This is a genomic window from Streptomyces sp. NPDC056628, from assembly GCF_042792555.1.
In the GTDB taxonomy this organism is placed as follows: Bacteria; Actinomycetota; Actinomycetes; order Streptomycetales; family Streptomycetaceae; genus Streptomyces.
The window spans coordinates 45,394-69,515 of sequence record NZ_JBHTWG010000025.1; the positions used below are offsets into that span (position 1 = coordinate 45,394).

The following is a 24,122-nucleotide window of genomic DNA, read 5'->3' on the forward strand; positions in this document are numbered from 1 at the left end:
ACGCCGCCGCCGTCCAGCCAGCCGGGCCGGGGAGTTGCGGCACGTCCACTGCCGCAGCACACCAGCGGTCGGCAGACCGTAGCGGGCCGCAGCCCGATTGATCAGCGACGCGGTGAAGAGGCGCGGCAAGTGGCGCTGCCAGCGGAAGTACGGGATGCGGTCCCGGTTGTTCACAGTGCTCCCTGACTTGTTGACTCGACCCCAGGTGCTCGGTCTGTAGGCGTAGCGTCCAGGGTGTCGGTGGGCACGGGCTCGCAGTGCTCCTTGCTGCCCTCGGGCTGGCTCGCTGAGCTCTTTCAGCGTGGCCACTGGTCGGGTGACGGGTCGGTGTCCCGCAACGCACGAGGCTCCCGTGCCGTTAAGTGAGGCGTTCGACGTCTCAACTCATCAGCGCAGGAGCCTCGTTGGTTCCCTATCCTGCCGCACTCGACCTGCCTCACGCCCTCGTCGAGTGGGTAACCATGCTCATCGTCACCCGTGAGGGTGACCGACGCTGCAAGCTCCCGCCTCACCAGCGTGCTCTCGTCGCCCTGGTCTACCTGCGCCGGCACGACCCGCTTACGCAGATCGCCGCCGGGTTCGGCATATCCGTCGGCACCGCCCACCCCTACGTCACCGCCGTCGTCGACCACCTCGCCCGGCGGGCGCCCGGCCTGCTGCGAATCCTGCGGGAGACCGATCCCGAGCATGTCCGGAATCAGACCCAGGAACAAGGTAAGGAGACACGACCCCCACCGCAGCCGCCACTTCAAGCCTCAGCGCCTGCACGCCGACAAGGCGTATGACGTCCCCCACCTGCGGAAATGGTTACGCGGCAAACGCATCGGCGTGCGCATCGCCCGCAAAGGCATCGAGTCCAGCGAACGCCTGGGGCGCCGTCGTTGGGTGATCGAGCGGACGATGTCCTGGCGAGAGGGCAGACCACGGTGGGTCACGCCGAAACCTGGTTGGGCTTGCCCGGGCACCTACCACAAGCAGGCATTCACCATGGTGCCTACCGGGAGGCGGGACAGGCCATCGGTGGGGATGCGCCCGGGACGTGGGGGTGCTGGCCGAAACGGAGGGGCATCACCGGTTGAGATCGAGTACACGAACACCGTGCCCGGCATAGACCTTCGGCTCCACCGTTGCGATCAGCGCGTCCGTTCCCCACTCGGGCAGGTGTCGCGCTGCGTGGATCGCCGCGCCAATGCCAACCGGGACGCCCTCGTGGAACAGGTCTGCCGTCGCGAGTGCCGCAGGATAGTCGAGATCGACAGTGTGCAGGACCTCCAGCTGCCCAACGTGTTCGACCATCCCCCGATGTTCCCGGTCGGCCTCCAGGACCGACAGCGCCGGCACCCACAATCGGGTCTCCGTCTCGAAGTACGCCCGATGGACCAGCGCAGAGACCTGCCGGTTCCCAGCGAGCGCCAGCAGGGTCGGCGCATCGAGCACCAGATGGTGAAGGATCACGCGGTCGCGCCGTTCGCAGGACCGAATGCCTCGCGCAGACGGGCACCCATTGCCACGCTTTCCTCGTCGGACACCTCGACACCGAATTGCTCCGCAAGATAGGCACGGGTACGTTCGGCCCGATCGCGGCGCTCTTCGTCCGTCAGCGTGGACTCCGCGAACTCCTGCACCAGGGTCCGGATCGACGTGCCGCGGGACTCCGCGAGCACTGCCAGCCGGTCACGAACCTCGGCCGGCACTCGAATCATCGCATCAGACATAACCTAAGTATACGCACATGTATACGCGGGGGCCCGCCCCGCGTATCTGGAGCGATAGTTCCGTACGGCGCAGATGCTCGCCTCCTGGTCGCCCACGCCGTTGACTGCCTTGACGCGGCGGCACGTGGCAACCCCGGTCTGCGCCGGCTCCGTCGTACCCGTCGCCGAACCGGAAGAATGCTTGTGGTGGCTGGCGCGCGGGTTCCCGGTCGCTGTCGTGCAAGATTCTGACTCCAGGGCTCGCTCTGGCCACGGCGAGCTCGTGCACAGCACAGCCGGATGCGATGACTGCAGCTGACCGCTACCCCTCTTACGCGGGGATATTGCTCATGATGACGACGACCCTGCGCATCCTCGACCTCGCTGCGGCAGCCCCGGCCAGCCACGGCTAGGACCTGGTGCTGCTCCTGAGCGAGGCGAACGAGCTGTACCAGCAGGGCCTGCAACTTCTGCTCTGGGAGGTGACAGCGCGCGTCGATGGACTGGCGACCGCAGACCTGGTGTCCGCTACGGAAACGGCTGGCATGCCGTGCAATGCCTCGCAGGACCGCGACGAGGTGATCCTGCTGCTGGCCCTGGCCGAGTGGGAGAGGACGCCGGCGGCCATGGCCTACGTGGAGATGGCCGAGGCCGCCGCGCGCCCCGGTGTCTGCCTGATCCCGCAGGAGTAGGCCGTAAGCCGGGAGCGTCGGAGAAACACCTGGCCGACGCTGCCGAGATCGCGGCTGAGCAGGGCCTGACGCCCGCACGGATCACCGGCCTCTACACCGGGCGCGCACAGAACGCGGTCGGCAAGGCGTTCCCCGAGCCTGTCGGCACGCGCGGCCGCGCCCGGCTGTGGGACCTCGCGGAGGTCACCGAGTCGGCTACAAGAACTCCAACCAGGTCACGACCTCGTGCGCGACCAGCGCGGAGGGCCGGCGACGGGTCAGTGCGCTCGCTGTCCGCGGTGGTTGCGTCGCGGCGCCGGTTTCAGGCCTCCAGCAGCGGCAGACCGGGCAACACCTTCTCGATGGTGATCGGGAAGTCGCGGACCCGCACTCCGGTGGCGTTGAACACCGCGTTCGCGACAGCCGCACCGGCCCCGCAGATGCCGACCTCGCCGGCGCCCTTCGCGCCCAGGGGGTTGGCCTTGTCGTCGTACCCGTCGAGGACGACAGCTTCCACGGCGGGGATGTCGGCGTGGACCGGCACCAGATACCCCGCCAGATCGCGGTTGACGAAGGCACCGGATCGCAGGTCGACGACGGCCTCCTCCTCGAGTGCCGCGCCGACTCCCCAGATCATGCCGCCGATCAGCTGCGAGCGGATCGTCTTCGGGTTGAAGACGCGGCCCACCGAGAACACGCCGAGCATGCGCCGCAGCCGGATCTCGGCGGTGTCCGCGTCGACTCCCACTTCGGCGAAATGGGCCCCGTAGGTGTTGATCGAGTAGTCCGTGTAGTTCGGATCGTCGCCCATGTAGCGGACCCGGCCCTCCGCCTCCACGCCTTCGGGATGGCTGCGCGCGACGATCTCGCTCAGCGCCTCGGAGACGCCCCCGATGGCCACGTTGCCATCGGAGAACACGGCGTCGGCCGGGTCCAGGCCGTGCAGCGGAGAGCCTGCGTCGCCGCGGGCCGCGTTCAGCAGCTTCTCGCGCAGGGCCGCGCACGCCCGATGCGCGGCGGTGCACGAGTTGGTGGCACCCCACGACCCTCCGGACCCCCAGCTGGTGGGATTGTCGGAACGCCCGAGCTCGACCCGTACCCTTTCGAGCGGGAGCCCGAGCCCCTCGGCCGCGACCTGGGACAGGATGGTGTACGTGCCTGTGCCGATGTCGGTCATGTCCGTCAGGACGACGGCGGTGCCGTCGGCGTCGAGGCGTACACGTACGGTCGTCGGTCCCTGGAAGTGTCCCCGGATGGCGGACGACATGCCGTAGCCGACCAGCCATCGTCCCTCGCGAGCGCTCGCCGGGGTGTCCGGGTGGTTCTCCCAGCCGAACCGGCGCGCGCCCTCGCGCAGGCACTCGACCAGGTGCCGGTCGCTGTACGGCACGTCGCGCTCGGGATCGACGGTGGGTTCGTTGCGGATCCGCAGCTCGACCGGGTCCATCCGGAGGGCGTCGGCCAGTTCGTCCATCGCCGACTCGATCGCCAGCATGCCCGGCGCCTCGCCCGGCGCGCGGACGTCCGTTCCCCGCGGCAGGTCAAGGGCCGTCAGCCGGTGGCTGGTCAACCGGTGGGGCGCGGCGTAGAGGCTGCGGACGGTGGCGGCGGTCTGCTCGGCGAACTCGATGTCGGGGTTGGTGTGCATGGTGACGTCGTGGGCGATCGCGGTCAGCCGTCCGTCGCGCCCCGCGCCCAGCCGGACCCGCTGGCTCGATATGGGGCGCATACCGACGAGTTGGAAGACCTGCTGCCGGGTCAGCGCGACCTTGACCGGACGCCGCAACGTTCGGGCGGCGAGCGCCGCCAGGATCGTCTCGGCATGGATGCCCAGCTTGGAGCCGAACCCGCCGCCGACGAACGGGGCGACGACATGAACCCGCTCCGAGTCCATCCGGAGCGTTCCGGCGACCGAGGCCTGCGCCGCGTCGACGATCTGCGTGCTGAGGTAGACGATCAAGTCCTCGCCACGCGGCTCCGCCAGGCACGCGTTGGGTTCGATCGGCAGTGAGAACTCGTACGGCGTCGAGTACTGCTGGTCGATCTGGACGTCCGCACCGGCGAACCCGGCATCGAAATCGCCCACCGCGGTGTCGGTGGGCAGGCCGGCATTGACCGCTTTCGGGATGTATACGTCATCTTCGTACTCACCGAAGTCGAAACGACCCCGGCCTGTGGTGTATTCGACCTCGACGAGCCCGGCCGCGGCGCGGGCCTGTTCCAAGGTCGTGGCGACGACGAGGGCGACCGGTTCGCCGTAGTAGTGAATCTCGGCGCTGGTCATCTCCGGCTGGGCGCGCCAGTATTCGAAGGAAATGGACTCGTCGCGCGGGCCTTGCTCCGGGGCGTTGAGATGAGTCATCACCCAGTGCACGCCCGGTGCGCGTTCGGCATCGTCGGTGTCGATCCGGGTGATGCGGCCTTTGCCGATCGTCGCGCCGACGATGAAACCGTAGAGCGGTTGACCGGCCTCCCAGTGCTCGTAGGCGTAGGCTGCCCGGCCGGTGGCCTTCAGCGGGCCGTCGACCCGGTTCACAGCTTGCCCGATCATGTGGCCTCCTCAGCTCGCGCCGGCCACCTGCGCCAGCGTGCGGCACAGCGTGCGCTTGGCCAGGTCGATCTTGAAGTCGTTGTGCCCCTGCCCGACCGCGTCGCGCATGGCCTCCTCGGCCGCCGCGCGATAGGTGGCCATCGTGGCCGGACGACCCCTCAGCGCTGCCTCCGCCTCGGCGGACCGCCACGGCTTGTGCGCCACACCGCCGAACGCCACACGCGCCTCATGGATCGTGCCCTGGTCGACCGAGACGACGGCCGCCACGGAGACCAGTGCGAACTCGTAGGACGCCCGGTCGCGCACCTTGCGGTACTTCTGCCGGCCCGGCGGGGGCGGCGGCAGGACGACGCCCGTGATCATCTCGCCGCGCCGCAGCTCGGTCTCGATGTGTGGCGTAGCGCCCGGCAGCCGGTAGAAGTCGGCGATGGCGACGCGGCGCACCGCCTGATCGGCGTCGAGCAACTCGACCTCCGCCTCCAGGGCGGCCAGCGCGACGGCCATATCCGACGGGTTGGTGGCGATGCAGGAGTCGCTGGCACCGAGGATCGCGTGTATCCGGTTGAACCCGCCTATCGCGGAGCAACCGGAGCCCGGATCGCGCTTGTTGCAGCCCGCGGCCGTGTCATAGAAGTACGGGCACCGCGTGCGCTGGAGCAGATTTCCCCCGGTGGACGCCATGTTGCGCAACTGGCCCGAGGCGCCGGCCACCAGCGCCTCCGACAGCACCGGATAGCGGGCACGCACTCGTTCGTCCGCGGCCACCTCGGAGTTGGCCGCCTGAGAGCCGATGCGCAGTCCGCTGTCCGGAAGTTCCTCGATGGCCCGCAGGGGAAGCCGACTGATGTCGACGAGATGGCTGGGCGCCTCGATGTCGAGCTTCATCAGGTCGAGCAGATTGGTGCCACCGCTGATGAACTTCGCGCCGTCTCTGGACACGGCGGCGACGGCGGCCCGGGCGTCCGTCGCTCGCTCGTAGGTGAAGGACCTCATTGCGTGCCGCCTCCCGCCGTGCTCCGGATGGCCGCGACGATGTTCGGATAGGCGGCGCACCGGCAGATGTTGCCGCTCATCCGCTCGCGGATCTCCTCGTCCGTCAACGCGATGTGCGGCGTCGCCACGTCGGCGGTGACGTGACTGGGCCAGCCCGCCTCCACCTCGGCGAGCATGCCGACCGCCGAGCAGATCTGGCCCGGCGTGCAGTAGCCGCACTGAAAGCCGTCCATCTCGACGAAGGCGCGTTGCATGGGGTGCATGCCTTCGGGATCGCCCAGGCCTTCGACCGTGACGATCTCGTCGTCCTCGTGCATGACGGCCAGCGTCAGGCAGGAGTTGACGCGGCGGCCGTTGATCAGCACCGTGCAGGCGCCGCACTGCCCGTGGTCGCACCCCTTCTTGGTCCCACTCAGCCGCAGATGCTCGCGCAGCGCGTCGAGCAGCGAAGTGCGCGGATCCACCTCGAGCCGGTGCACCTGCTCATTGACGCTCAGCCTGACCGCAGAGACTGGACCGACCTCGCCGTGGCTCCGCCCGGTGGTTCCGGTATCCGATTCGGTCATCACGGCCCGCCTTCCTCACTAGGTGCGGGTGTGTGCTGGATGTGCGTCGCCGTTCTCGGGCGCGCTCTCCTGTCGCCCGTCGCCACTGCCGGGCGCGGCCCCGATCTCAGGGTCTCGCGAAAACCGTCGCACCGCTCGTCGGAAGGTGGACGCCGGACTGTCGGCAAACTGCCTCGTGCGGCCGCATCGCGCGGCCGCAGGCGGCAGCCTTGCTGCCGCATCGCGCGGCAGGGGCTTCTCGCGGCATCCCGCCCCTGATTGAGGATCTTGCGCGGCGGCGTGACGGGAACCGGTGGTCGTGGCCGGGGATTCTGTGCTGTGCACGGTGGTTCTCGCGCACATGACACCAGAAGTGGTGTCACGCATCACGCGGACCGGGGAGCCGGCTGCCCGCCCTGGTTGTTACCAGCCTGCCCCGGTGCGCGGTGCCGTGGCCGGCGGTGGTGTCACCAGCGTCAGGGGCTTGGCGGTCCGTGCAGAGGCCCCACCAGGTGATTTCGGCTTCGTCGACGGCGAAGCCCTTGTCGTCCTCAAAGGGGGGCTCACACCGGACCTTCGCCGGTCGACCGGGCCCGGCCCGACAGCAAGCACCACCTGATCGTCGACCGGCACAAAACCCCCTTGGCCGTCTCGCTGACCAGCGGAAACCGTCACGACGTGACCCAGCTGATGCCCTTGCTGGACGCGATACCCCGCATCCGCGGTGTTCGAGGCCGGCCTCGCAACCGGCCACGTCGGCTGTTCGCCGACCGCGGCTACGACTACGACAAGTACCGCCGACCGATCCGGGCCCGCGACATCACACCGAAGATCGCCCGCAAAGGCACACCCCACGGCTCCGGCCTGGGCAAAACCCGCTGGGTCGTCGAGCGGACCTTCGCATGGCTCCACCAGTTCAAACGACTCCAAATCCGCTACGAGATACGCGCCGACCTCCACCACGGACTACTCCAACTCGCCTGCAGCATCTTCTCCTTGAAACGACTCCGAACCTCATTCTGAAACAATCAGTAGTCGCTGAACGGTTCCATCGGCTAACTCCCTGGACACCGCGGCCAGTCCCGGACGCGTGCTCTGGCTTGCCCCAGGTTCCATGCCCATTCACCATTGCCTTCTTTCTGCCGAATCAAAGGGTGTCGAACCACGAGCAGCATGTTGCAACGCTATGCCGATGCTGACATACCCGCATCTCGTGTCACCGGACGGCCGTGAAAGGGTCTGTCAAACACCGCCCCCGCTGCGCATCGAGCCAAGGACGAAGCACTTACCCTGCTGCTGAGGCTGGGCATCGATCAGGAGGGCGACGCCTCGTAATGAGCGCTTCACCGACCTCGACGGCAACCGGCAGCAATCTCTTCCACCTAGCGGAATTCGTTCATCACTCCGGGCGTGGCAAGCTTCGCGACATAGTGATGCGGCGCGTGGTCCTCGATCGAATACACGAAAGGCGGAACCAGGTACTGACCGACCATGGGGATCCGCTCGGCCGCATCGGAGATCCGACCGTCGACGGTCCCCGCGAGCTTGTTCCAGCCCTGGATGAGGTTCCGTCCGACCGGCGACCTGCGGCCCGTGTAGTCCACGAGGAACGGCAGAAGAGGAAACTCGATGAGGTTCGCCTGCCCGGTGCGGCGAGTATCGAGTGTCCATTCCTGACTCGGGCTCTTCTCTCCCGGCTTGCTTCCGTTGGGCCGGTATACCCATTCCTGCCCGAAGTGCTCAAAGGGACCCGCCGCCCCGGGTGGCACGTGGGGCACGACATCGCGGCGGTGGATGTACCGGACGACGTTGCGGTCGAAGAACCCGTCCATCTGCTGGCACTGCGCGGCGAACTTGGGGGAGCCGATCATGGGCTGGCCGTATGTGTAAACGGCCTTCAGTGTCGACGCGATCTCTCGCAACTCTTCGTCGTCGTCCTCCTGTTTCAGCAGGACCGCCGTCAGCAGCCCGACGGCTCCGCCGAGGCTGTGCCCGGTGATGTAGAGGGCCTTCATCTTCTTCCCGAGCCGAGCGTCGGCATCCTCCTCCGCCACTGACTCCCCGCGCCAGGCGCGCTTGAGCGCCGTCGCCACGTCGTCGTACGTGGCCCGCGCGCCGCGGAACCAGCCGCTGTGAACGTTGGCGCTCTGTTCTGCCCCGCGGAAATGGAAGGTGTAGATCTCCGGCTCGACATCGAAGTCGCTCAGCCAGTCGACGAAGTCGAAGACCTCACTGCCCCGGTAGCAGAGGATCACGACCTCGCCGTCGTGGCTCTGGATCAGGAACACGGTGCTGTCGATGTACATCGAGTCGATCGACCGCTCGATGGCGTGGCAGCGGTTCTCCAAGAGTCCCATCCGCGCCATCATCGTCGCGACCGTTCTGGTGTCGGCGCGCCCGTTCGCGTGCGCGTAGGCGTAGCCCGAGCAGGTGGCGAGCGCGTACGCGATCTCGGGATCCGGGTGTTCCGTCGTCGAAACCAGGCAGTCGGCCAGCTTCGGGTAGTGAGGGGTAACGTCGTTCGGGCCGATGGACATGGCTTCTCCTCCCGTTGGCCGGAGCCGGACCCTAGATGGGGCCCCAGGTGAGGACGGGACGGGCGTAGACGTCCCACAACTTGCCGATGACCATCGCGCCCAACCGGGCAAGACCGGCGGCCCTGGCGCCCGGCCGCGATCCCGAGACGCGGATGGTGGTCAGCTGCCGGAGCAGGTCGACGGGACCGAGGCGCAGCACCGCGGCGACCACGGCACCGTCCGTCTCCGGGCCGTTCCACGCGTCGGCCGGTGCACGGTGCCCCCGCAGGACACGGGCGCGCAGGACGGTGGTCTCGTTCCACATCCGCAGCGGATCACCGCTGACCAGCCGTCTGCTGCCGATCAGGGTCAGCGGCGCCCGGTGCTCATCGGTGAAGTACAGCCGGTACCGGATCTCCTTGCGCGCCGGGTCGCTGTCGTCGTCCACCAGCAACTGGAGGCTTCCGCCGGTGATCTGACGGTCGCCGCCGAACGCGGGGGAACTCAGCCGGCCGTTCACCGAGGCGATGTGCTCCGGGTCGGTCAGGAACCGGTCCAGGTCGTCGGTGGAAACGTCCAGGCTGGCGGAGAGTGGCATCCCCCAACCGGAGGTCGGCGACCCGTTGTCGTCGGCGGAGTGGGGATGCCCGTCGTCGGCGAACTGGAGCGCCGCCGTTCCCCGCAGCCGCTCGGTGAACCGCAGGGACACCGGGTCGGCGGGAGCGGGCGTCGGAGCGGGTTCGGCCAGCGGGATCTTGCGTTCCGCGCACCAGGCGCGGGCCGCCTGAACCCCGCGGTTGACCGCCTCGTGCAGCCGGTCGTCGCCGAAGCCGACCAGGTAGTGCAGCGGCACCTCGGCCGCCAGGACATTCATCTCGATACGGCGGCCGAATTCCCCTGTGCCTCCTGCGGCGATGGCCCCGTTGTTCCGCTCGACGCGGTCCCGGATCCGGCGGAACGCACCGTTCGCCGCGGCCTCGATGATCTGGAAGTACGCTGCGGTGAATCCCCGGTGCCATTCGCCCCGCTCACTCACGGTCCAGATCACCCAGATCTCGTCCGCTCCCCGGTCGATCGCCTCCTCCACGTTGGCGTCGGTGACGTACACCGGGTCGATGTAGGTCTCCCCGTCGATCCGCACCGGTGGGAACCACATGGGAAGGGAGACGCAGGCCGCCAGGAAGTCCTCCGACATCCGCTGCGGAGTGAGCACCTGGAGCCGCTGGCGGGTGACGTTGTAGACGTTGAACGTCGCGTCGAGGGCGGAGGCCCGGACGCGGTCGAAGTCCAGGCCCCAGCGCGGGAAGACGTTGCGCCGGTAGGCGTCCAGGGTGAACAGCGACTCCAGGTAGCCGGGCCGGGCGAACTGGCGCCAGTTCGGGGACACCCCGGACGCGGGAGAGGTCCGGCGCCAGGCGTCGGCGATCTCGGTGCCCGACATGCCCTGGCAGAGCATCGCCAGATTGAAACTGCCGCCACTGGCGCCGTCGGCGTGGTCGAAGCGCAGCCCCGCCTCGTCCAGCCACACCTGCAGCACTCCTGCCTGGAACGCCACCTTGATGCCGCCGCCGGCCAGGATCAGCGACCGCTTGCGGGGACGGACCGACTCCTCGGCCACCTCGACATGCCGGGTCACCGGACGCCTCCCCGGGTCGCGGACGGCAGCGACAGCGGCACGGGCAGCCTGGGCCGTACGAAGACGTCCCACAGCGAACCGGCGAAGAACAGCCCGAAGCGCGACAGCGCCCCGGCCTGCCACAGCGGGTTCGCCGTCGCACTGATCCGCACGGTGGTCAGCTGCCGGGCGAAGTCGAGGACGCCCAGCCGGAGTTCCCCACTGAGGACCACCGGACCGTCCGGTGCGCTGCCGCGGCGGATACGGGTGTGCAGCGTCGTGGTGGAGCCCCAGATGTCGAACCGGCCGTGGTCCCGCACGTCCTTGACGCCGTCCAGCAGATACGGCCGGCCGTCCTCGCCGAAGAACGGCAGCGTGTAGATCATCTTCCGCGCGTCCCGGTCGTCACCCTCGATCAGCAGGTTCACCGCTCCGCCCGCCACCTGGGCGCCGTCCGGACCGGTGATACCCGGCACGTGGACCGTGCCGCGGACGGCCATCGGGTGCGTCGCGTCGTTCAGGAAGTCCGTCAGGACCGGCGCGGTCACCGTCACGCGGAAGAAAGTCGCGGCCCCTTCTCGCGGGGCGGTGTTCTCGGGGCGGTACATAGGGCCGTGCATGGTCTCGGTGAACCGCAGTCCGGTCCCGGGCGCGGCCGGGGCCGGAGTACCACCGGCCGGAATGTGCAGGGCGTCCAGCGGATCCGCCACCGGGACGGCGTGCTCCCGCTCCGGAGCGGTCCATCGCGGCTGCCCGGCGATCCGGCGGATCAGCGCCTCGACGTTGCGTTCGGCCACCGCGGTGATGGTGTGCGCCGGATTGACCCCGGTCGAGGAGGGCAGGCATCCGCCGTCCAGGACGAACAGGTTCGGGTGGCCGAACACCTCACCCTGGGCATCCACCACTCCTTGTGACGGGTCGTCGGCCATGACGCAGCCGCCCAGGTTGTGCACCGAGACCGGCAGACGCAGCGCCCGCCACAGCGGATTGGCCGCCGGCCTGGCACCTAGCGCCTCGGCCATGTCCTTGCAGAAGCGCTCCTCGGTTTCGTACAGGCCGAGGTTCTTGTTCAGGTTCCAGGTGACTCGCAGATCATGGGTGACCGGCACGAGCGAGATCCGCCCGTCCGCCGTGTCCCGGCCCATGGCCAGGAAGCACGCCGAGCGCTCGCCGTCCTTCTCATCGTTGCCGATCCGCTCGCGGGCCGCCTTCCTGATGCCCGCCAGTACGTCGTCCTGGGCCCGGTGCAGACCGACGAGGCGCTCGTCGTCCTCGTCGAGCATCTGCAGCAGTCCCGCGATCTCGCGCGGGAAACCGCCCTCCTGGAAGAGGAACCAGCGCCGGGCGGCACCGGTGCCGCGGTCGTGAACGATTGCGGAGGTGATGGTGGGGCCGGACCACGGCTCCATCGGCAGATCGGTGCCGAACGCGAAGCCGAGATAGTCGCCGTTGCCCGAGTAGCGGCGGCCCAGCATGGAGGACAGCCGCGGCAGCGTGCGGTACTGGTCCCGGCAACGCAGTAGCAGCTCCGTGGTGTTGACCGCGCCCGCCGCGAGGACGACGACCGGCGCGGTGGTCCGGCGCTCCTCACCGCTCGCCTCGTGATCGGTGAACAGGACCTCGTACGCACCGTCATGCGCCGGAGTGACGCGGGTGACCTCACAGCGGGTGCCGAGCTCCGCCCCGTGCTGCGCCGCCACGGTCAGATAGTTCAAATCAAGAGAGTTCTTCGCCTGGTAGTTGCAGCCGATGTCGCACTCCCCCACATGGCGACAGCCGTACTGCTGGGCGCCGAACTTGTTGGTCCGCAGGGTGTACGGGTCGCCGAAGTCCACGGCCAGCGGAGTCAACGTGAACTGACCACCGCGCCCCATTCGTTCGGCTGCCTCACGAGACCGCTGGGTCTTGGGCGGCACCCCGAACGGCTGGTCGTCGCTGACGGTGTTCAGGTCCAGCATCCAGGCGGCCAGGTCGTAGTAGGGATCCAGCGACGCCCGGTCGTATCCGCGCGGCCACCCGTGCGCGAAGCCGTCCGGGGGCATCCGCAGATGCACATTGGCGTAGATGTGCGAACCACCGCCGTACGCGGCACCCTGCACGATCGTCATCTCGTTGATGGGACGCACATCGAACAATCCCTGATCGTGCTGATACAGCCAGCCATTCAGCGGATTGCTCCAATCACGCGGGAACGAGCCCAGCGTGTACCTACGTCCCCGTTCCAGAATGCCGACGCGCTGACCCGCCTGGGCCAGTCGGCACGCAGCCACCGCCCCGCCGAATCCGCTTCCGATTACAAGGGCGTCATAACGGTCACGCATGGGTTACCCACCTTCGCCAGTGTCTGCCAGGCCTCGGCAAGCGATCGCCCAATACGGCGTCGTCACCCGCCGGTTGATGTGCGGCATGCCGGAACATGCCTGTCGCAGCCGCGCGCGCCAAGAGGCGTTTCTCGAAGAAGGGTCTATTTCGACCATAAGTGACATCTATGAATATGTCGTCCGGAAGGCGTAAGCCCCTGTGGCGGGCGCGACATCGCCCGGACCAGATCGAAGTCCCGCTACACTCCCGCCACCCGACGAAAAGACCAGGTCAGACAGCGAAATCCTGCTGGAGTATTAGTGGCTAGTGAGACCAGGACCGAGATCACGCCGCCCGAGTCGGCAGTTTTACAGCGGGCTCCGTTCCCCGCCTCTGGCCTGCGACTTCATTTGAGGACGCCATTGTCGGGGGACGCCTGAGGGAAACACGGCACTCACGCCGCTCCCGTGTGTGCCGGCGCCCATGCTTCGGGCAGCGGCGCTCACCAAACACGCTCCCCAAAGCCTCCCAAACTCCTGGGGACTCAAGCACGCAGTGTCCTGGTTGGGGCAGGGGGACGGCCTTCACTGAGCTCACTGGATCGGGGAGTCGGGCGGGGGAAGCCGGATGGTGCTCTCCCGGTCGACGGAGTCGACGCCATTGACCGCCTCCAGGGCCGAGATCCGGTCCTCTGCGACGGTACCGGAGAGCGTGCCGAGGACCGGCTGCTCGCCCGTGACCGTCAGCCCGGCCCGCCGCAGGGCCTCGACCACCTCCGCGAACCGGTCGGGGTCGACCGCAAGGATGACCCCGACCGGCGCGGATGGGGACGACTCGCTCACGGGGCCTGGAGCAGGCCCGCCCCGACGTCCCGGACGGGCTGCATCAGCGGGAACGCGCCGGACTTCAGGCCGGCCATGAGATCGGCCGCGGAGGCGTTGGGGTTCGCCTGGGCGAGCAGGGCGATGACACCCGCCACGTGCGGCGTGGCCATGCTGGTGCCACTCATTGACTGGTACCCGCCGCCGGGGGCGGCCGAGTGCACCTGCCAGCCGGGCGCGGCGATGTTGATCTCGCCGCCCTGTCCGTTGATGCTGGCGTTGGAGAAGAACGTCGGCGCGATCGCCTTCTCGAGCGCGGCCACCGCGAGGATGGAGGGACAGTTGGCGGGCCGACCGACCGGCTGGATGACCCGGGGGCGTTGGCTTTCGTTGCCCGCGGCGGCGACGATCACCGTTCCGCGCTCCAGCGCGCGCCGGGCCAGGATCTCGTAGGTCTGCGGGAACAGTTCACCCGGTCGGACCCCAGCGCCCAGCGACATGGAGATCACCCGCGCGCCGTGAGCAACGGCCCAGGCCATACCCGCCAGTATCTGGCCGTCGGATCCGATGCCCGCGTTGCTGAGCACCTTTCCCGCGAGGATCTGGGCCTCGGGAGCCACGCCGTAGCGGGGGCCCTGCCGGGGGCCGGCCGGACCGGCGGCGGTGCCGATGCAGTGCGTGCCGTGGCCATGGCCGTCCTTTACGGTCTCGCCGGGCACGAAGGATTCCGTCGCCTCGATGCGGCCGGCGAAGTCCGGATGGTCGGTGTCCACGCCGGTGTCCAGGACGGCGATCTTCACACCGCGTCCGGTCAGGTGGGACAGGTTGGCCCGGATCGCCTGCAGGCCCCAGGTCCACTTCTCCTCGATCCAGGACGGGCCCTGGCCTGCGGCTATCTCGGCCCTGGTGTGGCGGACGACCACGTCCTCGTCGCTGCGGTAGGCCGGGAAGTATTCGGTCGGCGCCTGCTGCGGGGCGGTGATCGGCAGCGCGTAGACCATGCGCTCCGGTTCCGCCGCGATGATCGAGGGTTCCGCCTCGGCCGTGGTCGCCAGCGCGTGGCGCTGCTCGGGCCGGACCTCGACGACGGCGGCGTTGAGGTCCTCGAAGAGAACCGAGACGTCGGGTCGATCGAGGAGTTCGGCAACGTTCCCGGCCTCGGTGCCTCGAACGCGCTCGACGGACGCGATGTCGGCGGAAGAACGCAGTGCGTTGATTCCGCTCTCCTGGTTGCTCGGGTCGAGCAGGACCACGTACCGGCCGGTGTACTCGGCGCCCTGGCCTCTGACGGAGCCGTTGGGCCGGTTGGGCTGCTCGCCGAAGGCGCGCCCGTCTATGGGACCGATCGCCATTGAATTTCCCACTTTCTGCTGGTTTACCCCGCTTCGTGGACGCTCGCCGATGCATGGAGTGTCGGGTGCGAGGGGTGGCGGGGTGCGGTTCAATCGTGGATCAACGCGTGATGCCGTCGCCAGCAAGGCTGCCCCTCGCCAGGCCGTCGGCGCCCCTCGCTTAGACCGTGGCATTGGGCACGGAGGCCCGCAACTTAGCGCCGCCCCCACGGCGCGAGGCGGCGCCCCGCCTGTCGGCCCAATGCCTCACCCTTCATCTGACTAGCTGGTCAGGCAGCGAAAACCTGCTGGAGTACTAACTGATCGTTTCAAAATGAGGTTCGGAGTCGTCTCAAGCAGATAATCCTGCGGGCGAGTTGGAGTAGTCCGAGGTGGAGGTCGGCTCGTATCTCGTAGCGGATTCGGAGTCGTTTGAACTGGTGGAGCCATGCGAAGGACCGCTCGACGACCCAGCGGGTTTTGCCCAGACCGGAGCCGTGGGGTGTGCCTTTGCGGGCGATCTTCGGTGTGATGCCGCGGGCCCGGATCAGTCGGCGGTACTTGTCGTAGTCGTAGCCGCGGTCGGCGAACAGCCGACGTGGCCGGTTGCGAGGCCGGCCTCGAACACCGCGGATGCGGGGTATCGCGTCCAGCAAGGGCATCAGCTGGGTCACGTCGTGACGGTTTCCGCTGGTCAGCGAGACGGCCAAGGGGGTTTTGTGCCGGTCGACGATCAGGTGGTGCTTGCTGTCGGGCCGGGCCCGGTCGACCGGCGAAGGTCCGGTGTGAGCCCCCCTTTGAGGGCCCTGACGTGCGAGCCGTCGATCGCTGCGTCTTCCATGTCCAGCAGTCCTGCCGCCCGCAACTCTGCCAGCAGCACCTCGTACAGTTGCGGCCAGACGCCCGCTTCGGTCCAGTCCCGCAGACGCCGCCAGGCCGTCACGCCACTGCAGCCGACCTAATCCGCTGGCACGTCCCGCCAGCTCACGCTCTTGCACAGCACATTCTGAAACGATCAGTAAGAGCGCTGATTCACACATACGGCATGCCGAAATCCCGGGCGCACACCACGTGTTGGGGTTCAGGACGAAACAGCGGAGAGGCCGCGGGCGGCGTACAGGGCGGCGGTCGTGAATTCGGTGGGGCTCGACCGGCACGCGGTCGGGATCCTGTACGAGACGGAGGTGACGGGGACGTACGAGACGGTCGCGTTCCGCCGGGTGCCGCGCGGAGCTGGACCAGACGTGACAAACACCCGAAGTGGGAAACCGGTACAGGAAGTTGAAACCAATACGGTAAGAATCCCCCGTTTGCTGGCATCTGCTCCTGATGTGAGTATGTTATGGGGAGCCTGAGCACGTTGTGGGGGGCCGGTGCAGGGAGCACCCATGGCCGACGCATCCCAGGACAGTCAGAACACAGCCGTCGTCGACACCGTGGTCGTCGGCTCGGGCTTCGGCGGGGCGGTCACCGCGTACCGCCTCGCCGAAGCCGGCCAATCGGTGGTGGTGCTGGAGAGGGGGAAGCCGTACCCGCCGGGCGGCTTCCCCCGCAGCCCCGCCGAGATGGCCCGCAACTTCTGGGACCCGAGCAACGGCCTGCACGGACTGTTCGACATCTGGTCCTTCCGCGGTCTGGAAGGCGTCGTCTCCAGCGGCCTGGGCGGCGGATCCCTCATCTATGCCAACGTCCTGCTGCGCAAGGACGAACGGTGGTTCGTTAAGGAGTCGCCGCTACCCGGAGGCGGTTACGAGAACTGGCCGGTCGGCCGCCCCGACCTCGACCCGCACTACGACCGGGTGGAGCGCATGCTCGGCGCCACGACCTACCCGTACCAGAGCACCTCGAAGACAGTCGCCCTGCACCGGACGGCCCGCCGGCTCGACCTGCCGGTGTTCCGGCCGCCCCTCGCCGTCTCCTTCGCGCCCCGGCCCGGTGCGCCGCCCGTGCCGGGCGCGCAGATCACCGACCCGGACTACGGCAATCTGCACGGCCTGCCCCGCAGCACCTGTCGGCTGTGCGGCGAGTGCGACATCGGCTGCAACTACGGCGCCAAGAACACCCTCGACCACACCTACCTGTCGGCTGCCCGGCACCACGGCGCCGATATCCGCACCCGCTGCGAGGTACGAGGTTTCACGCCCCGTCCCGGCGGCGGCTACGACGTCTCGTACGTCGTGCACGACCCTGCCCGGGAAGGCCGCCGTACGGCCACCGACCGGCTGTCCCTGCACCGCATCGGCTGCCATCGCCTGGTGCTGGCGGCCGGCACCTTCGGCTCGACCTATCTGCTGCTGCGCAACCGGGCGGCACTGCCCGGCCTCAGCAGCGCGCTGGGCACCCGGTTCTGCGGCAACGGCGACCTGCTCGGGCTGGTGCTGCGCGCCACGGCGGGCGCCGACGGAGACCGTCCCCTGAGGCTGGACGCCAGCAGGGGACCTGTCATCACGAGCGCCGTGCGCGGCGGCGACGCACTCGACGAGGACGGCTCGTCGGGGCGCGGCTTCTACATCGAGGACGCCGGCTACCCGGACTTCGTGGCGTGGCTCGCCGAGTCCTCCCGACTGCCGGGCGGCGCCCGCCGCCTTCTCGGGTTCGGACTGCACCGGCTGCTGGCCCGGCTCGGGGTGGATCCGGCGAGCCGCGTCGGTGGGCAACTGGCGCTGCTGCTCGGGCCCGCCGTGTTCTCCGCGACCTCCCTGCCCCTGCTGGGCATGGGGCGGGACGTGCCGGACGGCCGGATGCGGCTGCGCCGCGGCCAGCTCGACGTCGACTGGACGACGCTCACCTCACGTGCGTACTTCGAGCGGGTCCGCTCGACCATGCGGGACATCGCGGGGGCGCTGGGCGGCGACTTCCTCGACAACCCGCTGTGGTGGTGGGGCAACCGCGTGATCACCGTGCACCCGCTCGGCGGCGCCCCCATGGGCCGTCATCCCGGGGAGGGCGTGTGCGACGACATCGGCGAGGTCTTCGGGTTCCCGGGCCTGCATGTGCTGGACGGATCGCTGCTGCCGGGCGCGGTGGGCGCGAACCCCTCCCTGACGATCGCCGCCGTCGCGGACCGGGCCTGCGACCGGATCCTGGAAGGGAAATCGGCGCCGCACGCGTCCGGCCGGGCCCCGGCGGGACGTACGGCACACGAGGGGCCGGCGGCCGGCGGGACCGCGCCGCGCACACCGGCCGAAGCCGCTCCGGCGGGCTCCACCGGTACTGCGTTCGGCTTCACCGGAGCCCCGGCGGACTCCGCCCCCACCCCGCCCGTCGAGCCACCGACCAGCCTCAGCTTCACCGAGGAGATGAAGGGCCATGTCGCCCTCGACGTCGACGACCCCGAGGAGGGCCGCGCGCTCGGACGCTCGCTCGGACAGCGGCTGAGCTTCCGGCTCACCATCACCGCTGCCGACGTGGACCGCTTCGTCGCCGAGCCGGCGCACGCGGCGGACGCCGCCGGCCACGTCGACTGCGACATCCTCGGCGGACGGCTGGAGGTGAAGCACGGCTGGTTCAACCTCTTCACCCAGGACGGCGACGCGGGCCGACGGCGCATGCTATACCGGCTCCACCTGCGCACGCAGGAGGGCGCCCCGCTCACCCTCACAGGGCACAAGGACGTCCACGACGACCCCGGCGCCGACGTCTGGCCCGACACCTCCACCCTCTACGTCCGCCTGCTCGCCGGGCACACCCACCCCGACGACGACGCCACCGCGCCCGTGATCGGCGCCGGGATCGTCATCATCCGGATCGGTGACTTCCTCCAGCAGCTGACCACCTTCCGCACCACCGGCCCACACCCGGCGCGGGCGATGGAGCTCTTCGGCAAGCTGTTCCTGGGCGAACTGTGGGCCGTCTACGGCGGACGCCTGGCGCGCGCCGTACCCGCGAAGGACAGGCCGTGAACCTCAAGCACCTGCGCGCCCACGCCAAGGAACTCGGCTTTACCCCGTGCGAGCCGGTGCGCTGGCTGGACCCGGCCTCCCTCGTACGGACCGGCGTCAAGGTCGCGCTGGCCGACGTGTTCGCCGCGTACGCGGACAAGCGGGAGATCCAGGGCACTCTCAGGGCCGAGCCCCTGCGGGCCCCGCTCGACGACCCGGACGCGCGCGAGATGTGGATCGACCACGTCGCCGACCTCGGTGACGGATTCGACGCCACCGCGTCGGTGGCCTGGTCCCTCGCCGCCCCCGGCCTCACCGTCCGCCGTGAACGGCTGCCGCGTGGCTCGCTGCTCGTGCTCGGTGGCGACGAGACCTACCCGGTGGCGTCGATGCAGCTCTACCGCGACAGCATGACCGGCCCCTACGCCTCGGCCCTGCCGGCCACCGAGGGCGCTCCGCCGCTGATGCTGGCGTTGCCGGGCAACCACGACTGGTACGACGGCCTCACCGCGTTCCTGCGCACCTTCGGCCTGCGCCAGCCCGTCGGCGGCTGGCAAACCCGGCAGACCCGCAGCTACTTCGCCGTACGACTGCCGTGCAAGTGGTGGCTCCTCGGCCTCGACAGCCAGCTCGGCGCGTACCTGGACGACCCCCAGCTGCGCTACTTCCAGAACCATCTGTCGGCCCGTCTGCGACCGGGAGACGGAGTGATCGTCTGCTGCGCCGAACCCACCTGGGTCAAGTGTGCCGACGACGCCGGCGCCTTCGACACGCTGCACTGGTTCGACCGCGCCGTGGTCCGCACCCGCACCGACCCACGCACCGGCGAGCCGGTGCCCACCGGCGCGTCGATCCGGCTGTGGCTGACCGGCGACAAACACCACTACGCCCGCTACGCCGAGCGCCTGCCCACGGATCCGCCCGAGCGCGAAGACCTCCCCCCGGATCCCCGGCGCCGGCAGATGGTGACGTGCGGTCTCGGCGGCGCCTACCTGGCGTCGACCCACACCCTGCCCCGCAGCCTGTCGCTGCCGCCAGCAGCGACCCGGATGCAGGAGAAAGACGACCCCGCAGTGACCTTCACGCGCGCCGACGAGAGCACGTACCCAGAGGTCCGGGAGTCCCGTCGGCTCGCCCGCCGGATCGCGGCGCCGTGGTCCCCGTACTGGCTGCCACGGCGCAACCCCGGTTTCTGCCGGCTCACCGCGGCCGTGCACACCGCCGCCTTCGTCGTTTTCGCCTTCCTGTTCGCGGTGGCGCGGAACCAGCTCCAGCCCATCGACGCCGTGCGACAGGCGAGCGCCGCGGACCTCGGCCTGTTCACCGCGGTGACCGGCGGTGTCCTGCTGGTGCTGTGGGGTCTCCTGCGCCGGACCTGGCGTCCGCGCCCGGCCAAACCCCGGGCAGCCGACGCCGTACTTCTTCAGGCCGTGGTGGCGCTGGGGGCTCTCGCCGTCTCCGTCGCGCTGCCGTTCCCCGCGCGCTGGCCCGGCTGGGCGGTGCTGCTGGTCTGTCTCGCGGTCGCCGCGGTGCTGGGCGCGGTGGCCGGCGCGCAGGCCTTCGCCCTGTGGGTGCTGTCGGCACGCGGCGGCGCCGTCGCCGACTGGCAGATGTCCGGCCAAGCCGTCGAGGACCACAAGGGCTTCCTGCGTCTGCACATCGCGCCGAACGGCGACCTCACCCTGCACGCCCTGGTGCTCGACGGGATCTGCCGCCAGTGGAACCTGGCCGACGCACCGGGCGGCCGGAAACGCGCGGTGCCCGCCGAGCCCCTCACCGTACGGCTGATCGAGGACCCCGTCGTGATCGCCCGGGAGGCGAAACGCCATGACCCCACGCCCCGGACCGAACCCGCGCGGCCACGGCAGCAGCGGCCCCCGGACCGGGACCGGCTCCGTCCGGCGCACGCCCACGCGCCCTACGACCCGCCGTGACCACATCACCGAGGTGCGGCCCCTCACCGCCCGCGACGGCCTGCCGCTGACCGTCGTCCATGTGCAAGGCCGGCATCCGCCGACCCGTGGGCCGGTGCTGGTCGTGCACGGCGCGGGCGTACGGGCCGAACTCTTCCGGCCGCCGCTGCCCAGGACCTTCGTCGAGGCCCTCATCGACGCCGGCTGGGACGTATGGCTGCTCAACTGGCGGGCCTCCATCGACCTGGACCCGATGCCCTGGACCGTCGACCAGGCCGCCGCCCACGACCATCCGGCCGCCGTCGAGCACGTCCTCGCCGCCACCGGCGCGGACCGGCTCAAGGCGGTCGTGCACGGCCAGGGCTCGACGTCGTTCGTAATGGCCGCCGCGGCCGGGCTGCTGCCCCAGGTGGACACCGTGGTCAGCAACGCCGTCTCGCTGCATCCCGTCGTGCCCGCCGTGTCCCGGTTCAAGATCAGCAAGGTGGCACCGATCGTCAGCCGCGTCCTGCCGCACCTCTCACCGGCCTGGGGCGACCGGCCCGAGGGCTTCGCCGCCCGCTGCGTCGCCGACTTCGTCCGCGCCACCCACCGGGAGTGTCGCAACGGCGTCTGCCGCATGGTCAGCTTCACTTAGACGTCGTTTCTGGGCGTGATCACTCGTTGAGCCGTGCATGACGGATCTGGTGGAACGGTTGGTGCCGGACGAGTTGTGGACGTTGTTCCGGCGGGTAGTCCCGCCGAGGAGGTCATACGCCCGCAAGGTGGCGGGCGACGTCGGGCCGGGGACCGCGAATGTTTGGCGGCGATCATCTTCGTGGCCACCTCGGGCTGCACCTGGCGGCAGCTGCCTGGCCCACCGTCTACCGGCGCTTCGCCCAGTGGAGCCGAGGGCGGGTGTGGGCCCGACTGCACCGGGTCGTCCTCGACGAACTCGGCGCTCGGGGCAAGCTGGACTGGTCGCGATGCGCCATCGACTCCGTCAGCGTCCGGGCGGCAAAAGGGGGCCACTGACCGGACCGAATCCGACCGACCGTGGCAAGCCGGGATCGAAAATCCACCTCATCACCGACCGAAACGGCGTGCCGCTGTCGCTGGGCATCTCCGTCGCAAACATGCACGACAGCCTCGGCCTGCAGCCGCTCGTGCGCGGTATCCCGCCCATCCGCTCCCGCCGCGGCCCGCGCCGCCGGCGCCCGGCCAAGCTCCACGCCGACAAGGGCTACGACTACGACCACCTGCGGAAATGGCTTCGCGAGCGCCGCATCCGCCACCGCATCGCCCGCAAGGGCATCGAGTCCTCCAACCGGCTGGGCCGACACCGCTGGGTCGTCGAGAGAACGGTCTCCTGGCTGGCCGGATGCCGCAGACTGCACCGCCGCTACGAGCGCAAGGCCGAGCGCTTCCTCGCCTTCGTCGGCATAGCCGCAGCCCTCATCGGCTACCGCCGACTCACCAACTGAAACGACGTCTTACGGCTCCGGACGCTCGGCCCTGTGGTCCCACGCGAACCTCGACGAAGCCACCCACGACTGGATCCGCGGCGAGTTCGCCGACGTCCCCATGACTTTCTTCGCGCAGATGGACGCCTGTGTGCGGGCCGGCCATCTCGTGGCCACCGGCGCGGTCGAGGGCCTGCTGTTGTCCTTCACCGACCGGGCACCGCAGACCGACGCCCGCTTCGCGCTGTTCGCCGGCGAGGACCACCGCTGCTTCCTCGCCGAGAGCCAGCGCCGCACCTTCAACTTCCGGCACCGTCACCGCCCCGGCCGCGACAGCCTGCACCTCCTGACCGGCTACGGCCACCTCGACGTCTTCCTGGGCCGACGCGCGGCGGCCGACACCTATCCGCTGATCCTGGAGGAGCTGGTGCGATGAATCCCGCACTGGGCCTGGCCCGGCTGGTCCTGTCCGCGGCACCGTCACCGGTCCCGCGCCGGCAGCGACGACTTGCCGGACGGCACGCTCTCGTCGACGGCATCCCGTTCGTGCTGCCGGTGGATTCCGCCGACACGCCCGCGCTGATGGCCGCGTTCCCCGTCGACCGCGCGGCGGCTGCCCGGCGGCGAGCTGCACCCGCTGGCGATCCCCGGCGGCCGCGGTCTGCTCGTCGTCACCGTCGTCGACTACGCCCGCACCGACATCGGCCGCTACATCGAGTTCTCCGTGGCCATCGCCTGCACCCACGGCTCCCGGCCCGCGCTGCCCCTGCTGCCCGGGCTGCTGCGCGGCAGCTTCGGCACCGGCCAGTACGTCGTGGACCTTCCGGTGAGCAGCGAGATCTCGGTCAAGGGCGGCAAGGGCATCTGGGGCATGCCGAAACACCGGGCCAGCCTCGACTTCCAGGTGAGCGACCGGGCCGTCTCGAGCCAGTCCGAGGACGACTACCGGCTGGGCATGCTCATCGAGGTCGAGCGCCCGCCCGACACGCGGCTGCCGCTGCGGGTGGCCGCGGTCAACTACTGCGCTTTCCGGGGGATGCTGATGAAGTCCTCCATCTACTTCGAAGGCGCCGCCGACATCGCCCTGGGCAGGCAGGCCCGCGCCCGACTCGTCCTCGGCGACGCCCCCGGAGCCGCCGCGCTGCACGGCCTCGGGATCGCCGAACAGCCGCTGTTCACCTCCCGGCCATGAACACCTTGCTGCTGGTGAACGCGCTGTACTTCCTCTTCGGAGCCACGATGTACATGGGCACCATGTGGGTGCTGCGTCTCTTCCTGTATCCCACCTGGCGTGCGCTGACTCCTGAGAACGTCGACGTGCACTTCGGCGTACCCATGACGCTGGCGACCCGGTTCTTCACGGTCGTCGTACTGCTGATGTTCATCTCCGGCATTGTGCTGGTGGGAAGCGAGTGGGGCAGCTGGTACGTCGCGCTGGCGGCCGTCTGCCTGGTCGGTATCGCGCTGCTCACCTGGGTCGGGCAGGGGATCATCATCCCGGTCAACAAGCGGATCCGGGCCGGCCGGTTCGACGGCCAGGTCGGCCTCACCCAGCTGCTGGTGCGGCGAATGCGGCTCAACGACATCCGGTTCGTCGGTGCCACGGTGACCTGGGCGGCGATCGTCTGGTACATCGCGGCAAGGGGGATCTGTGGGGTGCCCTCTCATGACCCTGCTCCCGGCCCGGGTGACCGGTGACCCGCTCCGGTTGGTCCTCCCGGCCATCGCCGCGGTGACGATGGTGACCGGAGTGTGCCAGCTGGTGGCCCCCGGCCCCGTGCTGGAGCTGCTCTCCACTAACTGATCGTTTCAGAATGCCGTCCGGCGGAGACGCTGGCGGCTCATGGA

At 69.5% G+C, this 24,122-nt stretch carries 18 protein-coding genes and 5 pseudogenes; 12 read left to right on the forward strand and 11 right to left on the reverse strand.

The genetic code is table 11. The annotated features are described in order from the left end of the window. Positions 1-404: 404 nt before the first annotated feature. Together ACFRAC_RS25700 and ACFRAC_RS25705 are read left to right on the forward strand one after the other, a co-directional pair. Positions 405-692 (forward strand): annotated as a pseudogene (locus ACFRAC_RS25700) (transposase family protein); the annotation flags it as partial. A 58-nt stretch (positions 693-750) separates the two neighbouring features. After that, positions 751-909 (forward strand): annotated as a pseudogene (locus ACFRAC_RS25705) (transposase); the annotation flags it as partial. Positions 910-1,068: 159 nt separating this feature from the next. Here ACFRAC_RS25705 and ACFRAC_RS25710 read toward each other — a convergent pair. Both ACFRAC_RS25710 and ACFRAC_RS25715 read right to left on the reverse strand, forming a co-directional pair. Beyond that, positions 1,069-1,455: a hypothetical protein gene (locus ACFRAC_RS25710; RefSeq protein ID WP_382928938.1), complete on the reverse strand. Its 387-nt coding sequence runs from the start codon at positions 1,453-1,455 to the stop codon at positions 1,069-1,071. Beyond that, entirely contained in the window at positions 1,452-1,715 is a 264-nt protein-coding gene (locus ACFRAC_RS25715) for a hypothetical protein (RefSeq protein WP_361349852.1), read from the reverse strand. The genes ACFRAC_RS25710 and ACFRAC_RS25715 overlap by 4 nt, the downstream gene beginning before the upstream one ends. A gap of 398 nt (positions 1,716-2,113) precedes the next feature. Between ACFRAC_RS25715 and ACFRAC_RS25720 the strand changes: the two genes are divergently transcribed. After that, entirely contained in the window at positions 2,114-2,386 is a 273-nt protein-coding gene (locus ACFRAC_RS25720; RefSeq protein WP_382928943.1) for a hypothetical protein, read from the forward strand. A 301-nt stretch (positions 2,387-2,687) separates the two neighbouring features. Here the strand turns inward: ACFRAC_RS25720 and ACFRAC_RS25725 are convergent, their stop codons facing one another. From ACFRAC_RS25725 to ACFRAC_RS25735, 3 genes are read right to left on the reverse strand one after another with little or no spacing between them, the layout of a single operon-like run. Continuing rightward, the gene (locus ACFRAC_RS25725) at positions 2,688-4,916 is read right to left on the reverse strand and encodes a molybdopterin cofactor-binding domain-containing protein (protein WP_382928952.1); all 2,229 of its coding nucleotides are present in this window, start codon (positions 4,914-4,916) and stop codon (positions 2,688-2,690) included. 9 nt (positions 4,917-4,925) lie between these two features. Beyond that, the gene (locus ACFRAC_RS25730; protein WP_382928961.1) at positions 4,926-5,909 is read right to left on the reverse strand and encodes an FAD binding domain-containing protein; all 984 of its coding nucleotides are present in this window, start codon (positions 5,907-5,909) and stop codon (positions 4,926-4,928) included. Continuing rightward, entirely contained in the window at positions 5,906-6,475 is a 570-nt protein-coding gene (locus ACFRAC_RS25735) for a 2Fe-2S iron-sulfur cluster-binding protein (protein ID WP_382929445.1), read from the reverse strand. Before ACFRAC_RS25735 ends, ACFRAC_RS25730 begins: the two co-directional genes overlap by 4 nt. Before the next feature lie 531 nt (positions 6,476-7,006). Between ACFRAC_RS25735 and ACFRAC_RS25740 the strand changes: the two are divergent. After that, positions 7,007-7,477 (forward strand): annotated as a pseudogene (locus ACFRAC_RS25740) (IS5 family transposase); the annotation flags it as partial. A gap of 359 nt (positions 7,478-7,836) precedes the next feature. Here the strand turns inward: ACFRAC_RS25740 and ACFRAC_RS25745 are convergent. The 6 genes and pseudogenes from ACFRAC_RS25745 to ACFRAC_RS25770 form a co-directional block, all read right to left on the reverse strand. After that, positions 7,837-8,991: a hypothetical protein gene (locus ACFRAC_RS25745; RefSeq protein WP_382928969.1), complete on the reverse strand. Its 1,155-nt coding sequence runs from the start codon at positions 8,989-8,991 to the stop codon at positions 7,837-7,839. A gap of 31 nt (positions 8,992-9,022) precedes the next feature. Next, on the reverse strand, positions 9,023-10,606 hold the full coding sequence (locus ACFRAC_RS25750) for a patatin-like phospholipase family protein (RefSeq protein ID WP_382928978.1): 1,584 nt from the start codon (positions 10,604-10,606) through the stop codon (positions 9,023-9,025). Then, a complete protein-coding gene (locus tag ACFRAC_RS25755) occupies positions 10,603-12,906 on the reverse strand; it encodes a GMC oxidoreductase (RefSeq protein ID WP_382928990.1) in 2,304 nt (767 codons plus the stop codon). Before ACFRAC_RS25755 ends, ACFRAC_RS25750 begins: the two co-directional genes overlap by 4 nt. Positions 12,907-13,479: 573 nt before the next feature. After that, positions 13,480-13,728: a hypothetical protein gene (locus ACFRAC_RS25760; RefSeq protein WP_382928998.1), complete on the reverse strand. Its 249-nt coding sequence runs from the start codon at positions 13,726-13,728 to the stop codon at positions 13,480-13,482. After that, positions 13,725-15,059 carry a S8 family serine peptidase gene (locus tag ACFRAC_RS25765; protein WP_382929007.1) on the reverse strand — a complete coding sequence of 445 codons (1,335 nt, stop codon included), beginning with the start codon at positions 15,057-15,059 and terminating at the stop codon, positions 13,725-13,727. The genes ACFRAC_RS25760 and ACFRAC_RS25765 overlap by 4 nt, the downstream gene beginning before the upstream one ends. 308 nt (positions 15,060-15,367) lie before the next feature. Next, positions 15,368-16,002, reverse strand: a pseudogene (locus ACFRAC_RS25770) (IS5 family transposase); the annotation flags it as partial. A 424-nt stretch (positions 16,003-16,426) separates the two neighbouring features. Between ACFRAC_RS25770 and ACFRAC_RS25775 the strand changes: the two are divergent. The 8 genes and pseudogenes from ACFRAC_RS25775 to ACFRAC_RS25810 all read left to right on the forward strand — a co-directional run bounded on the left by ACFRAC_RS25775 (position 16,427) and on the right by ACFRAC_RS25810 (position 24,078). Further along, a complete protein-coding gene (locus ACFRAC_RS25775; RefSeq protein WP_382929020.1) occupies positions 16,427-18,940 on the forward strand; it encodes a GMC oxidoreductase in 2,514 nt (837 codons plus the stop codon). Further along, positions 18,937-20,853, forward strand: a complete 1,917-nt coding sequence (locus tag ACFRAC_RS25780) for a hypothetical protein (protein ID WP_382929032.1) — start codon at positions 18,937-18,939, stop codon at positions 20,851-20,853. Before ACFRAC_RS25775 ends, ACFRAC_RS25780 begins: the two co-directional genes overlap by 4 nt. Before the next feature lie 13 nt (positions 20,854-20,866). After that, a complete protein-coding gene (locus ACFRAC_RS25785; protein WP_382929044.1) occupies positions 20,867-21,469 on the forward strand; it encodes an esterase/lipase family protein in 603 nt (200 codons plus the stop codon). Between the two features lie 46 nt (positions 21,470-21,515). Continuing rightward, positions 21,516-22,295: pseudogene (locus tag ACFRAC_RS25790) on the forward strand (IS5 family transposase). 100 nt (positions 22,296-22,395) lie between these two features. Beyond that, on the forward strand, positions 22,396-22,710 hold the full coding sequence (locus ACFRAC_RS25795; protein WP_382929053.1) for a hypothetical protein: 315 nt from the start codon (positions 22,396-22,398) through the stop codon (positions 22,708-22,710). Between the two features lie 201 nt (positions 22,711-22,911). After that, on the forward strand, positions 22,912-23,466 hold the full coding sequence (locus ACFRAC_RS25800) for an acetoacetate decarboxylase family protein (RefSeq protein ID WP_382929457.1): 555 nt from the start codon (positions 22,912-22,914) through the stop codon (positions 23,464-23,466). Next, complete coding sequence (locus tag ACFRAC_RS25805; protein WP_382929063.1) at positions 23,463-23,972, forward strand: hypothetical protein; 510 nt, start codon at positions 23,463-23,465, stop codon at positions 23,970-23,972. Before ACFRAC_RS25800 ends, ACFRAC_RS25805 begins: the two co-directional genes overlap by 4 nt. Beyond that, a complete protein-coding gene (locus tag ACFRAC_RS25810) occupies positions 23,941-24,078 on the forward strand; it encodes a hypothetical protein (protein WP_382929073.1) in 138 nt (45 codons plus the stop codon). Before ACFRAC_RS25805 ends, ACFRAC_RS25810 begins: the two co-directional genes overlap by 32 nt. The last annotated feature ends 44 nt before the right edge of the window (positions 24,079-24,122 follow it).